Annotated in this window: 12 protein-coding genes and 1 pseudogene; 9 read left to right on the top strand and 4 right to left on the bottom strand. The window is 63.7% G+C overall.

Going from position 1 to position 13,231, the window contains the following annotated elements; genetic code table 11:
* The 9 genes and pseudogenes from HUK82_RS05090 to HUK82_RS17375 form a co-directional block, all read left to right on the top strand.
* A partial coding sequence (locus HUK82_RS05090; RefSeq protein ID WP_176612913.1) for a MotA/TolQ/ExbB proton channel family protein occupies nt 1-803 on the top strand: 803 nt, incomplete at its 5' end.
* A 2-nt stretch (nt 804-805) separates the two neighbouring features.
* A complete protein-coding gene (locus HUK82_RS05085) occupies nt 806-1,234 on the top strand; it encodes an ExbD/TolR family protein (protein WP_176612912.1) in 429 nt (142 codons plus the stop codon).
* Nucleotides 1,235-1,367: 133 nt separating this feature from the next.
* Entirely contained in the window at nt 1,368-1,802 is a 435-nt protein-coding gene (locus HUK82_RS05080; RefSeq protein WP_176612911.1) for an ExbD/TolR family protein, read from the top strand.
* Between the two features lie 34 nt (nt 1,803-1,836).
* Nucleotides 1,837-3,048: a tetratricopeptide repeat protein gene (locus tag HUK82_RS05075; RefSeq protein WP_373318264.1), complete on the top strand. Its 1,212-nt coding sequence runs from the start codon at nt 1,837-1,839 to the stop codon at nt 3,046-3,048.
* Nucleotides 3,049-3,269: 221 nt separating this feature from the next.
* Nucleotides 3,270-4,028 carry a response regulator gene (locus HUK82_RS05070; RefSeq protein ID WP_373318257.1) on the top strand — a complete coding sequence of 253 codons (759 nt, stop codon included), beginning with the start codon at nt 3,270-3,272 and terminating at the stop codon, nt 4,026-4,028.
* The gene (locus HUK82_RS05065; RefSeq protein ID WP_176612909.1) at nt 4,021-5,421 is read left to right on the top strand and encodes an ATP-binding protein; all 1,401 of its coding nucleotides are present in this window, start codon (nt 4,021-4,023) and stop codon (nt 5,419-5,421) included. Before HUK82_RS05070 ends, HUK82_RS05065 begins: the two co-directional genes overlap by 8 nt.
* Nucleotides 5,422-5,529: 108 nt before the next feature.
* Complete coding sequence (locus HUK82_RS05060; protein WP_176612908.1) at nt 5,530-6,198, top strand: glutathione S-transferase family protein; 669 nt, start codon at nt 5,530-5,532, stop codon at nt 6,196-6,198.
* A 4-nt stretch (nt 6,199-6,202) separates the two neighbouring features.
* A complete protein-coding gene (locus tag HUK82_RS05055) occupies nt 6,203-7,339 on the top strand; it encodes a glycosyltransferase family 4 protein (protein ID WP_246495026.1) in 1,137 nt (378 codons plus the stop codon).
* A 28-nt stretch (nt 7,340-7,367) separates the two neighbouring features.
* Nucleotides 7,368-8,151 (top strand): annotated as a pseudogene (locus HUK82_RS17375) (TonB-dependent receptor domain-containing protein); the annotation flags it as partial.
* 20 nt (nt 8,152-8,171) lie between these two features.
* On the opposite strand, the gene HUK82_RS05050 reads toward HUK82_RS17375, so the two are convergent.
* Genes HUK82_RS05050 through HUK82_RS05035 form a run of 4 tightly spaced genes read right to left on the bottom strand, consistent with a single transcriptional unit; the run spans nt 8,172 to nt 13,123 of the window.
* Nucleotides 8,172-9,143: an NAD(P)-dependent oxidoreductase gene (locus HUK82_RS05050; protein ID WP_212647796.1), complete on the bottom strand. Its 972-nt coding sequence runs from the start codon at nt 9,141-9,143 to the stop codon at nt 8,172-8,174.
* A 27-nt stretch (nt 9,144-9,170) separates the two neighbouring features.
* The gene (gene ggt, locus HUK82_RS05045) at nt 9,171-10,886 is read right to left on the bottom strand and encodes a gamma-glutamyltransferase (RefSeq protein WP_176612906.1); all 1,716 of its coding nucleotides are present in this window, start codon (nt 10,884-10,886) and stop codon (nt 9,171-9,173) included.
* 42 nt (nt 10,887-10,928) lie between these two features.
* Nucleotides 10,929-12,305 carry an aspartate aminotransferase family protein gene (locus HUK82_RS05040; RefSeq protein ID WP_176612905.1) on the bottom strand — a complete coding sequence of 459 codons (1,377 nt, stop codon included), beginning with the start codon at nt 12,303-12,305 and terminating at the stop codon, nt 10,929-10,931.
* Between the two features lie 44 nt (nt 12,306-12,349).
* On the bottom strand, nt 12,350-13,123 hold the full coding sequence (locus HUK82_RS05035) for a DeoR/GlpR family DNA-binding transcription regulator (RefSeq protein ID WP_176612904.1): 774 nt from the start codon (nt 13,121-13,123) through the stop codon (nt 12,350-12,352).
* Nucleotides 13,124-13,231 lie beyond the last annotated feature (108 nt).

The following is a 13,231-nucleotide window of genomic DNA, read 5'->3' as shown; positions in this document are numbered from 1 at the left end:
CTGGCGACGCGGCACCTGCCGCCGCCGATGCCGCTCCGGCGCCTGCCGCACCGCCGCCGGCCGCTTCGGGCAAGAACCCGTATGGCCTCGATGCGCTGTGGCGCAACGGCGACATCATTGCCCGTGGCGTGCTGCTGATCATGGTGATCATGTCGCTCGGCACGTGGTACATCATGATCACGAAGTTCTTCGAGCAGTCGAAGATGCTGTCCGCGGCCAAGGAAGCGTCCAAGAACTTCTGGACGAAGTCGTCGATCCAGGAGGGCGCGCAGGCTCTCAAGCCCAGCTCGCCTTTCCGCTACATTGCCGAAACCGGCATTGCGGCTGCTGAACATCACGAAGGCACGATGCAGGAGTCCATCGACCTGCACAGCTGGACGTCGATGTCCATCCAGCGCTCGGTCGATACCATCCAGTCGCGTCTGCAGGGTGGCCTGGCGTTCCTTGGAACCGTCGGTTCGACGTCGCCGTTCGTCGGTCTGTTCGGAACGGTGTGGGGTATCTATCACGCTCTGACCGCCATCGGCATCGCAGGCCAGGCCTCGATCGACAAGGTTGCCGGCCCCGTCGGTGAATCGCTGATCATGACCGCGATCGGTCTGGGAACCGCCGTTCCGGCCGTTCTGGGCTACAACCTGCTGGTGCGCCGTAACAAGGGTGCGATGGACCGCGTCCGCAACTTCGCGGCCGACCTCCAGTCCATCCTGCTCGGTGGTTTCCGCCACGGTTCGACCGGTGACACCATCACCGTCCGCCCTGACGGCTCGCCCACCACGACGACCACGTCCAGCCGGGTGGCCTGATCATGGCAATGCAAGTAGGAGGCGGCGGAGATGAAGACGAGGTGGTGTCGGCCATCAACACCACTCCTCTTGTCGACGTCATGCTGGTGCTGCTGATCATCTTCCTGATCACCATTCCAGTCGCGACGCACACTGTTAAGGTCCAGTTGCCCAAGGACGCGAACCAGCCGACCCAGACTAAGCCCGGTAACGTCGTTCTTGCCGTTACGGAAAATGGTCAGGTTTACTGGAACGAGGTTCCGATCCGCAGTCATGCGGATCTGCTCGATCGCCTGGAAAAGACTGCGGTGATCAAACCTCAGCCTCAGATCCAGGTGCGTGGTGATGCGAAGTCGCGTTACGAGGCCGTAGGCCGCGTCGTGGCAACCTGTCAGGAAGCCGGCATTTTCCGTGTCGACTTCATCACCGAGCAGCCACACTCAGAGGACTGATCCTCTGGTGTCCCCTTCCGTCCAGCGCGGAAGGGGGCCGCCTTAAGTTAATTCACAGGCCCTGATCCAATCCGGCGTCCCATGGCCGAGAGAGGGGAACAGGTGCCACCAGCGACGAGAAAGTGACGCCGCCATGGGTATGAACGTCGGGACAGACAGCACGACGGAAGACGAAGGCATCGTCGATATCAACACCACGCCGCTGATCGACGTGATGCTGGTGCTGCTGATCATGCTGATCATCACCATCCCGCTTCAGACGCATTCCGTCGCGCTCGATCTGCCGCAGGGCAACCCACCTCCGCCGGCTACACAGCCGCAGGTCGTGACGGTGGCTATCGATTTTGACAACAGCATCACCTGGAATGGTGAGCCGATGACGGACGAAGGCACGTTGCAGGAGCATTTCCGCAATGCAGCATCGCAGCCTGACCAGCCTGAAATGCACATCCATCCCAACCGCCTGGCTGATTATAAGACTGTGGCCCATGTTTTGGCCGATGCCCAGCGCCTTGGCATCACCAAGCTTGGGATCGTGGGTCAGGATCAGTTCATGGAAGGACAGTGATTTGAAGTCTCTTGGTTTTCTACGCGCCAGCCTGATGGTTGGTGCGGTGGGGACGCTTGCTGTGGCGACGTTCCCTGCAGCCAACATGGCCGCCGCACAGGAGGCGTTGAGCGCCGCCGTCGGCAAGCCGTTGCAGCAGGCGCAGACCGCTCTGGCGGCCCACAACTACGCCAAGGCGATGGACGCCGTGTCGCAAGCGGACGCTGTTCCCAAGAAGAGTGCCTACGAGGAATACACCGTCGATCAGATGCGTGCCGCGGTCGCGGCACAGTCCGGCGACGTCGCGGCGGCGACAGCGGCGTACGACAAGCTGATCGCGTCGTCGCGCACGCCCAAGGACGCCAAGAACCAGATGCTTCTGGCCGAGGCATCGATGGCATACACGGCGAAGGACTATCCTCACGCGGTGACGGCTTCCGAGCGTTACCTCAAGATGGCCGGAAGCAACTCGTCGGTCGAAACCATCCTCATCCAGTCCTACTATTTGCAGAAGGACTACGCCAACGCGGCCCGGGTGCAGCAGGGCGTGATCGATGCGGAGATCAAGGCCGGCAAGGCCCCGGCCGAGTCGCAACTGCAACTGCTGGCGGCGTGCCAGACGGCGCTGAAGGATCAGTCGGCCGAGACGCACACTTATGTGCTGCTGGCAAAATATTACCCGAAGCCCGATTACTGGGCCCAGTTGCTGCATGGGTTGATAGTCAATCCGAAAGTTCCGGGTTCGCTACAGCTTGATGTCTACCGGATCCGCCTTGCGGCCGGGACGCTGACGGCGACCGGCGATTTCATGGACATGACGGAACTGGCTATGCAGGCCGGTATGCCCCAACTCGCGCTCAATCTGATGAATCAGGGTTATACCTCCGGCGCACTCGGCAAAGATGCCGGCGCAGCGCGCGAGGCACGGCTGAAGGCGATGATCGTCAAGTCTGTCGAGGACAAGAAAGCCTCCGCCGCCGCGGACGAAGCCGCTGCTGCCAAGGCGCCTTCGGGTGGGGCTCTGGTAACCGCCGGTTACAACGAAGTGACCTTCGGCAATGTCGACAAAGGGCTGGACCTGATCCGGCAGGGTCTTGCCAAAGGCGTGCTCGACCCCGAGGGGGGCAAGCTTCATCTTGGTCTGGCGCAGATGGATGGCGGTCGAACGGCTGATGCCATCGCCACTCTGAAAACGGTTGGTGGCACGAATGGCGCGGCCGACATCGCCCAGATGTGGATTCTCAAGCTGACTCCCGTCAAGCACTGACGGCGCGGACCATGGTGGCGACCCGTTCGCCATCATACCGATCGATGCGAAATCCCGGCATGTACTCATGCCGGGATTTTTGTTGTGCGGGCGGTTGAAAAGCCTGCCGCTGGATTTCGATGCGTAGAGGGGGATATCGTATCCATTCAGACCCTCGGCCATTACGAATCGGAGGCTGTGTGTGCGGTATAAGGAACTGGTGGTGAGTCATGTTGTCCCATATGTCTGACAGTGATCTGCCGGGGCGGATCCTGGTCGTCGAAGATGATGCGGGCATGCGGACGCTCCTGCTACGCACCCTGCAGGGAAATGGGTATCGCGCGCGTGGCGTCCAGGACGGCCGCGAGATGTGGCTGGCGTTGGAAACGGCGCCCGTCGACCTGATCATCCTTGATGTCATGCTGCCGGGGACGAACGGCCTTGATCTGTGCCGGGCCCTGCGTCAGGGGACGGGCGTCAGCCACGAAGGCGAACCGCCTCTCAGCCAGGTGCCGGTGATCATGGTGTCCGCGCGTGGCGAGGAACTGGACCGCGTTCTGGGTCTCGAACTTGGCGCGGACGATTACGTGGCCAAGCCGTTCGGCCAAAAGGAGCTTCTGGCCCGCGTGCGCGCGGTGCTACGACGCGGCCACGCCAATGCGACGCTTCTAAATGAGTATGAGCGCAAGGAAACGCTTCGTTTCGCCGGATGGAGTCTCGATCTCAAGCGACGTGAACTGACGGACCCCACTGGGGCCGTGGTCGAGATCTCGGGCGCGGAGCACGACCTTCTGACGAGTTTCCTTGACCATCCGCAGCGCGTGATCGGCCGCGATCGCCTTCTGGAACTGTCCCGCGCCCGCCTGGGAGACGTTTCCGATCGCAGTATCGATGTTCTGGTAAGCCGACTGAGGCGCAAGCTGGGGGCAGAGTCCAACGGCCTGATCCGCACGGTACGTGGCATGGGATACATCCTGACGGTGCCCGTCGAGCGTGTCTGAGCGGTCCGGCAGGCCCGGTGGGCGTGTCGGCGCGGCGCGGCGCATTCACCTCTGGCCCGTCGGACTTGTCGGGCGGGTGATCGTCGTCCTGCTAGGCGCCGTCGCGATCGTTTTTGTCGTCAGCTCGGTCCTGTACGAACAGGTCGAAACCTTCACGATCGACGATTCCCATTTCGACCGTATCGGAGAACGCCTGGCCGTCGACGCGCAGGTACTGAACGCCACGGCGCACGACCAGCGCCCGATTCTTGCGACGATGCTGTCCAACCACGAACTGTCGGTGTTCTGGCCGGGGACCGCGCCCACCAACTGGCTGGACGCCAGCCATGGCAGCTTGCGTGAACTGCATGAGCGTTTCGCCGGCGCGAGCGATCTTCTCGCGGGGAACGCGCTGGAGCTGTCGATCGTGCCGCGCGCGCCGACCGACGTGCGTGGTCTGCTGCGCCTTCACGACGGCACGCTTGTGCAATTCACCGCGCCCGGCCTTCTGCTGCGTCACCACGTGACACAAGGTCTTGCGTCGGCCGCGATCGCCGCGCTGGCTGTGCTTCTGGTGGCGGGCATGCTGGTCCACACACTCAGCATGCCACTGCGGGCGTTGGCCGATGTGGCCGATACGGTGGGCGAGGGGGACTGGACTCCGCTGGACGAACGGGGGCCGCGCGAAGTCCGGCGGCTCGCCAGTGCGATCAACGCCATGCAGGTGCGGATACAGCGCCTGATTTCGGACCGGACCGAGGCTCTGGCGGCCGTGTCGCACGATCTGCGCACGCCGCTGGCCCGTCTGCGCCTGCGCTGCGGCTTCCTTGACGACCCCGAAGTCCAGCAGGCGATCGAGGCGGACGTCGTGGAAATGGAGACGATGGTCGGTGGCGTTCTGGCGTATCTGGCGGGTGAGAACGATCCCGAGCGCCCCAAGGCCGTCAATCTGGCGGCCATGCTGATCACTCTTGTCGACGAGGCAACCGATCGCGGCGCGGTCGCCGACTATTCCGGCGCGGAGCATATTCTGGTGTGGGTGCGGCCACTGGCCATGAAACGCGTGTTTGGAAATCTGATCGATAATGCCTTGGCTTATGGCGGCAGTGCGCATGTGCGAACGTCGATGGACGGGACGGAGGTGGTGGTCACCGTCAGCGATGACGGGCCGGGCATTCCTGAAGGCGATCTGGACCGCGTCCTGACCCCTTTTTTTCGCCTCGAAGGGTCGCGATCGCGTGAGACGGGCGGCATGGGTCTCGGGCTTGCGATCGTGCAGCGTGAAGTGGCGCGCGCAGGCGGTGCACTGACACTGAGCAATCGCGCGGGTGGTGGTCTGGAGGCCCGGGTCACGCTCGATGCGGCGCAACGACGGGACGATGCGACTGCACGGGCGGCAGAGCGGCCTGTCTGATCCATCGCGCCGTGATGCGCGCTGTCGCGTCGTGTGCTGTAGGCGCCCCGCGTCGCCTGCGATAGAACAGGGTCAGGCGCCTCTCGCGCAGCGGAAAAGGGACGGCACATGGCCGACGGTCGGCTGGTTATTGGAACGAAACGGTATTCTTCGTGGTCCATGCGGGGCTGGCTTTGCGTGCATCTCGCGCGTCTTGACGTCGAAGAGATCCTGATACCGCTCGCGGGTGGCGGGGGCACGGCCGCCATCCACGCGCTGTCGCCCAACGGCAAGGTGCCGTATCTGGAGCATCAGGGCGCCGTCCTGTGGGAAAGTCTCGCGATCGGGGAGTACTGCGCCGAAAGTGACGCGTCGTTGTGGCCGGATGGCCGGATCGCCCGCGCTCATGCGCGCTCGATCGCGTCTGAAATGCACGCGGGCTTCCGGGCCCTGCGGATCGCGATGCCGATGATCCTGGGGCGTCTCGACCGCCCCCGTGCGACACCGTTGGACGCTGATGTCCTGGCCGACATCGCACGGATCGACGCGCTGTGGTCCGACACGCACGCACGTTTTGGCGCGAACGGTCCGTTCCTGTTCGGCGCGACGTTCGGCATCGCCGATGCCATGTATGCGCCCGTCGTCAGCCGTTTTCTCTCGTTCGGTGTCCGCTTGTCCCCGGCCGCGCATGCCTATGCCCAGGCCGTGCGCCGTCACCCGTTGATGGAGCGCTGGTACGCCGAGGCGGCTGCCGAACCGCAGGCATGGCATCTCCCTCACTATGAGAACGTCGATTAGGCTCTTGGCGGAGCCATCGGCGCAGCCCTCGGTCGTGACCGTGCTGCCCCCGCGCGAACGGTTCGCGCCGGGGCAGGCAGGCGCGATCGCGCTTCTGGTGCGGCGTATGGCCGTTCCCGGGGAGCGTGTCGTCGGCGCGCCTGTGGCGGACGTGCCGTTCGACACGGTTGCGTTTCATCCCGTGCCCCAGCGGTGGGGGCTGTCCGCGTCTGACCGCTATGCGCGTGGGGTGTGTGCGGCCGTCGCGTCATGGCCAGATGCCGTGATCGAGGTGCATAATCGGCCCGATCTCGCGGTGCGTGTCTGCCGTCGCTTTCCGGACCGGCCAGTGACGCTTGTGTTGCACAACGATCCGCAGGGCATGCGCCAGGCGAGAACGGCGGCGGAACGCACGCGACTGTTACGGTTAATGGCCGTGTATGCGGTCTCCCCCTGGATTATGAGCCGTTTTTCGGATGGCGTCGCCGGCCCGGATATTGCGCGCGCGTTGCTGGGCGTCAGGCCCAATGCGATTGATGCAGTGGACGTGCCCTCGATCAATGACCGTCAGCCGCTGATACTGTTCGTCGGACGTATGGTGGCCGACAAGGGGGCGGACGCCTTCGTCCGGGCCTGCCGCGCCGTCCTCCCGACCGCGCCGGGGTGGCGGGCACGCATGATCGGGGCCGACCGGTTCGGCGATGACAGTCCCATGACCCCCTTTCTGCGGGCACTGGAACCGCAGGCGCATGCTGCGGGGGTCGAACTTGCCGGTTATCAGCCCCATGCTGCCGTCCTGCACGCCATGGCGCAGGCATCGGTCGTGGTCGTGCCCAGTCGCTGGCCGGAGCCCTTCGGCATGACGGCGCTGGAGGCGATGGCCTGTGGCGCGGCTGTGATCGGTGGGACGCGGGGCGCACTGCCCGATGTGATCGGCGAAGCTGGGGTCTGCGTCGATCCCGACGTCCCGGACGCTTTGGAACACGCCCTGACATTGCTGTTGAACGATGCACCGCGACGGCGGGCGCTCGGGGACGCGGGCCGCGCGCGAGCCCTTGGCCTGTTTGGCGCCGGCCATGTACGCGAAGAGGTGGCCCGGCAGCGTTGCGCGGTTCGGGACTGGAAACGGGCGCTGACGAGGCGGGAGGTCCGCTGCGAATAAGGCCCCGTCAGCGTTCGCGGACTGCTGCACGTTCGGCGGCAATGGTACCACCACCCGGCCGCCGCTCGGCAACTACCAGTATGATCCCGAACACGGCACCTATGACGGCGTGCCGCATAAGCGTGCTTCGGCCGGCAACATTCGGGTATCTGCCCCGGAACTTCTACGACGGCGACGCGTCGTTCGAGACGTTCAACCGACGCCAGGTCGCGATCAGCTATATCCTGAACCATCGCTTCAACAAGGACTGGAGCTATGGCGGTTGCTACCTGGCCGACAATACGCTCGCACGTTCTGCGTTCGGCACGACGATCCTGCTGACGGCGGCCGGATTTCATAGCGAACAGACCAACGTTCTCGTGTCTGTCGGCGACACCGGCTATAGCACCCAGAGTGCCACGTGCATTCGGACGGTTTCGAAAGGCGGCGGTCAGCGTGTGGAAAGTGCGCCACGTTTCGACCGGCAAGCCGTTGATCCAGTCCACCGAGGGCACTGCGTCCCTGTTCGCGTTCTACGCCGTGGCGTCCGGCGCGGGCATGCGGTATTCGGGCGCGTGCCAATGGTGGCGAGGCGACCTACGGGCGTATGTGGGTACTGCGCTATGCCGTGTTTGACACGTCGGCACGCTACGATCTGTCGCATCTGTCGTGATCGCTGCGCGGCGGGTCCGTTGCTGCGAGCGTGCGGAACCTGTTCGACAGGAAGTACGTCGCGAACTGGGTGCCATTACGGACCGAGTCGTAACGCGCAGGCCAGCATCAAATGCGCCGGGCAATGCGCGCGGAACACCCACCCGGCCGGCTCTGTGTGAGCCGGCCGGGTGGGTTGTTTTCAGACCAGGGTGTCGAACGCGGGCGGCTCTTCGCCCTTGGCCACGCAGACCATGTTGTGAACCATACGCTTGACGTTGTCGGCATAAGCGTCGGCCGAAATGGCACCGACATGCGGGGTGATGATGATACGATCAACGCCCACGAAACGATGATCGGCCGCGATCGGCTCGACCGGGAAAACGTCCACCGCCGCACCACGCAGGTGGCCAGATTCCACGGCCTCGGCCAGATCGTTTTCGTTGACCAGACCGCCGCGCGCCGTGTTGATCAGGATCGACCCGGGTTTCATCCGGGCAATCGACTCCTTGTTGATCATATCGGCAGTTTCATCGGTCAGCGCACAGTGGAGCGAAATCACGTCCGAGGTTTCGATCAACTCGTCGAGTGTCACAAGACGAGCGCGCAGCTCCTGGGCTTCCTCCGCCGAGATCGGTGTACGCTTGGTGTAGATCACCTCGCAGTCGAACCCCCGCAGTAGCCGCGCGACCTGTTTGCCGATGTAACCCAACCCGATGAGGCCAATGGTCTTGCCGGTCAGGCGCATTGAGGTCTCGCCCAGCGATCCCTTCAGCCACTCGCCTTTCTGCAGTCCGACATGCCCGCGCACGATGTTACGCTGGAGCGCGAGCATGAGGGCCAGCGTCGTCTCCGCGACCATGACGGCATTGCTGCCGGTGGTGCGCATGACCCGCACGCCGACCTCTCGCGCGCGTTCGCAGTCGATGTTGTCGTAGCCGACACCCCACTTGTGCACACCCTTCAGGCCGTGCGCGGCGCCCACCTCCATCATCTCCGCGGTGACCGGCACGTCCGCAGTGATCACGAACGTGGCGCCCTTGATGGCCTCCAGCTGGTCTGCGGGCGCGCGGCTGCGGCTGGTCGCGATTTCGAAATCATCCGGCAGGAACTGCGCGAATTTATCGAGCCCCTTCTGTGCCATCGGGTCCAGAATGACGAGGCGATTGACCATGAAAGTCGTATCCTTTGTTGTCGTGTCTTAGTGTTTTGGCTCGGACCCGGTGTCCGGAGCCTTGTCGGGCCAGAAGCGGACGCCGGGTTTGGCCAGCCCCCCGCCGATGGCGAGGGCGGTTCCGTCGGCCCGCCAGCAGGCGGCACCTTCCATGGAGCCGTCCGGACGAAACGCGATAGCGTTCATCCCGCCGCCGATATGGGGCTTGCTCTGCACGTCGTATCCCGCGTCCGACAGCGTGTCCTGCACGTGGGCGTATGCGGGTTCGATTTCCACATCCTGGCCCTGTGTCCAGACGCGGGGCGCCTCGACCGCTTCCTGCAAGGACATGCCGTGATCGAGAAGGTTGACGATCGACTGCAGGACGGAGGGAAAGATTCGCAGCCCGCCCGGCATGCCCAGTGCAAAGACGGGCTTACCGTCCCGACGCACCATCATCGGCGCCATCGAGGTCGGTACGCGCTTGCCCGGCTCGATCGACAGCGCATGGCCGGGGTGCGGATCGAAATTGCTCATGTAGTTATTCGGGATGATGCCGGTTTCCGGATCCATGAAGCGTGCACCGAACAGACCATTGATGGTATGTGTCGCCGCGACGATGTTGCCGTGCCGGTCGGCGACTGTGATGTGGGTCGTGTCATGGCTTTCGCGCAGGAGATGGTGTCCCGGATCGGGAACATGGCCACCCTGCAGCAGGGCTTGCACGCACTCTGCGGCGTAGGCCTTGGAGGTCAGTCGCTCGACGGGGACGTCCACGAAAGCGGGGTCGCCGCTGAAGCGTTTGCGATCGGCGAACCCGGTACGAATGACCTCGATCAGCAGGCGCACGCTCTCGGGACTGCCGAATCCCATGGCGCGAACGTCGAACGATTCCAGCATGTTGAGCATCTGCGTCACATGCACGCCCGACGAGGCCGGCGGCGGCGGCCCGACGATGTCGAAACCGCGATAATGCCCGACGATCGGCGCGCGGTCGATCGTTGCGTAGTCACGCAGGTCGGATTCCGTCAGCCACCCCGGATCGTCCCCGGTGGCGATGGCGCGTGCAAGAGAACGTCCCAGTGCGCCGCCATGCAGCGCGTCAGCCCCATCGCGCGCGATCAACTCCAGGCTGTCGCCGTACAAAGGTTGCTTCAGGCGCGTGCCGACCCCGACCGGCGCGCCGTCGGGCAGAAAGACCGAGCGCATCATCGGGTCGGCCAGCAGGTCGTCGGCATGTTCTCTGATCGCGCCGGCCAGATAATGCGTGACGGCGAAACCCGATTTCGCCAGCCGGATGGCGGGCGCGACGACATCGGCAAACGGCAGCACGCCATAGCGCGCGTGCATGCCGTGCCAGCCCTTCAGGTTTCCCGGAACGGCCACGGACGTCGGGCCGACAAGATTGCGTCGACCCTCGGCATCCATGTATCGCGCGGGTTCGTCCGACACGGGTTCGTAAATCGTGGGCGTCATGCTCCGGGTCGCGCAGGACAGGGCATCGATGACAATGTGCTGCCCGTCCGCGAGGCGAAGATGTGACAGACCACCGCCCGCGACGCCGACCATCATCGGCTCGACCACGGTCAGAGCCAGAAGAGAGGCGACTGCCGCGTCGATGGCATTGCCGCCGGCGGCCAGCATTTCCATGCCGGCCGCCGTGCCGAGGGGATGATTGGTGACGACGACGCCGTCGCCGGTGACCGGACGCTTGTCGCACGAAAAAGGCAGGCGCGGAGTGCCGGCGGCGGAAGATGTCGTCATTGTCATAAACCCAAGTCTGTCAAAAGCGTTTTCTTATCTGCGTCATTCGGCCGCTTCAGCGGCACGTTCCTCGCGCCGTGCGGCGACTTTGTCTAGTGCGTGGCCAACCGCGTCGAACATGTCGTCGAGCTGGCTCTGCGTGATGATCATGGGCGGACAGAAACAGATCGCCTCACCCACAGAGCGCAGGATTACGCCCTCTTCCTCGGCGGCCGCGGCAATGGCTGCGGCGGCACTGCCGGTGGCCGTTCCTTCCCACGGAGCGAGTTCGAGCGCGCCGATCAGACCGATCGAACGCGACGAATGGGCCAGCGTGTGTTTTGCCAGATGCGCGAGACGCTCGGCAAAATGCGCCGACAGGCGTGCGGCATTACCCACCAGATCGCGCTCTTCGATAATCTTGAGGTTTTCAAGAGCCACGGCCGAGGCGACCGGGTGACCGGACGCCGTGAAGCCGTGTCCGAAGACCCCAAGCCGCGCGGACTCGTCGGCGATCGGCTGGTAGAAGCGATCATTTACCAGAATGGCCGAGATTGGCATGTAGGACGACGAGATCTGCTTGGACACGACCATCACGTCGGGCTCGATCCCGAGCGTTTCGCAGCCGAACATCTTGCCCGTCCGTCCGAAACCGCAGATCACCTCGTCCGCCACCAGGAGGATATCGTACTTGCGCAGGATCGCCTGCACACCCTGCCAGTAGCCGGCGGGAGGGATAAGAACACCGCCGGCGCCCATCACCGGCTCGCCCCAGAACGCCGCGACCGTCTCCGGTCCCTCGCGCAGGATCAGGTCCTCGAGCTCCGTCAGCAGACGCTGGGTGAACGCGTCCTCGGTTTCACCGGTCTTTCCATAATGGACGTAGGACGGGCAGGATGTGTGCTTCATCCGGTCAAGTGGCAGATCGAAGCATTCATGGTTGCGCGCAAGGCCGGTGATCGAGCCCGACGCAATGGTCACGCCGTGATAACCCTTTTCACGGCCGATGATTTTCTTCTTCTCCGGCTTTCCGAGCGCGTTGGAGCGATACCAGACCATTTTGCACGTCAGGTCGTTGGCTTCGGACCCGGAGGACGTGAAATGAACCTTCGACATCGGCACCGGCGCCATCTGCAACAGCTTTTCAGCCAGCTCGATCGACGGTGCGTGCGACTTGTATGAGAAGGTGTGGTAGTACGGGAGCTTGTCCATCTGTCGGATCGCGGCCTCTTTCAGGCGCGGTTCGTTGAACCCGACGGCGACGGACCATAGGCCGGCCATGGCCTCGATGTAACGCTTGCCATTGATGTCCTTGACGTAAATCCCCTCTCCAGACTCGATGATCAGGCCACCACTTTTTTCGTACTGACGCAGGTTGACCATCGGATGCATCTGGCTTGCGGCATCGCGGGCTTCAAGTGAATTGGGACGAACGGACATCGAGGCATGTTCCTTGGATGAGAAATGAAAAGAGAAAAAAGGCATCAGTCAGCGTTCCCGACGACGATCTCGACATCAAAACTGCGGGCGAGACGGGCAAACTCGTCGGTGGCCGGGGCATCGGTCACGATACGGTTGATATCGTCGAAACGGCACAACCCGGTGAGCGCATAGGAATCGAACTTGGAATGATCGGCGAGAACCGTCGTCTTGCGCGCGCGCGCGATCATGGCACGTGCGAGCTGGGCCTCCTGAGGGTCGTAGTCCATCAGATCTCCGGTCCGGCTGATTGCCCCCACCCCGATGATCGTATGATCGGCCCGGAAGCGATCAAGCTGATCAAGACAGAACGTGCCCAGTGTCTGCTGCGTGTCGGGCCGAAACTCGCCGCCCAGAACGTAGATATCCCGGCGGGCGGTGCTGTGGGACAGAATGTCGGCAATGCGCAACGAATTCGTGATTACCGTGAGTTCGAGGTCATCCGCAAGGGCCCGCGCGAAGGCCTGCGTCGTGCTGCCGGTGTCGATCATCAGCGTCTCGCCGCGCTGGATCAGGGCCGCCGCCGCCCGGGCGATCGCGTTTTTGCACCCGATGTTGAGTTCCTCACGGGCGTGAAACGGCTCCTCGGACGTGGCGTTCACGGTGGGCTTCGCGCCGCCATGCACACGCCGTAACAGGCCCTGCGCATCGAGACTGGCGAAGTCGCGGCGTATGGTCTCGCGCGAGACATGAAGCTGTTCCGCGACATCCTCGACGGTCAGCAAGGTGGCCCCTTGCGCCATTTCGAGGATGACTTTCTGCCGGTTCCGTACGCGCATCGCTTTGCCTTCCAGGTCTGTGCGGAACGTTCCGTTCGTCGCGGTGCGAGTGCAAGACCCGTCATCCCCAGCGCCCGTTCGCGCTCTCTCGTACGAACTGTATGGAGC

Source organism: Ameyamaea chiangmaiensis (assembly GCF_013376175.1).
GTDB lineage: Bacteria > Pseudomonadota > Alphaproteobacteria > Acetobacterales > Acetobacteraceae > Ameyamaea > Ameyamaea chiangmaiensis.
This window is presented reverse-complemented; position numbering and strand designations above follow the sequence as displayed.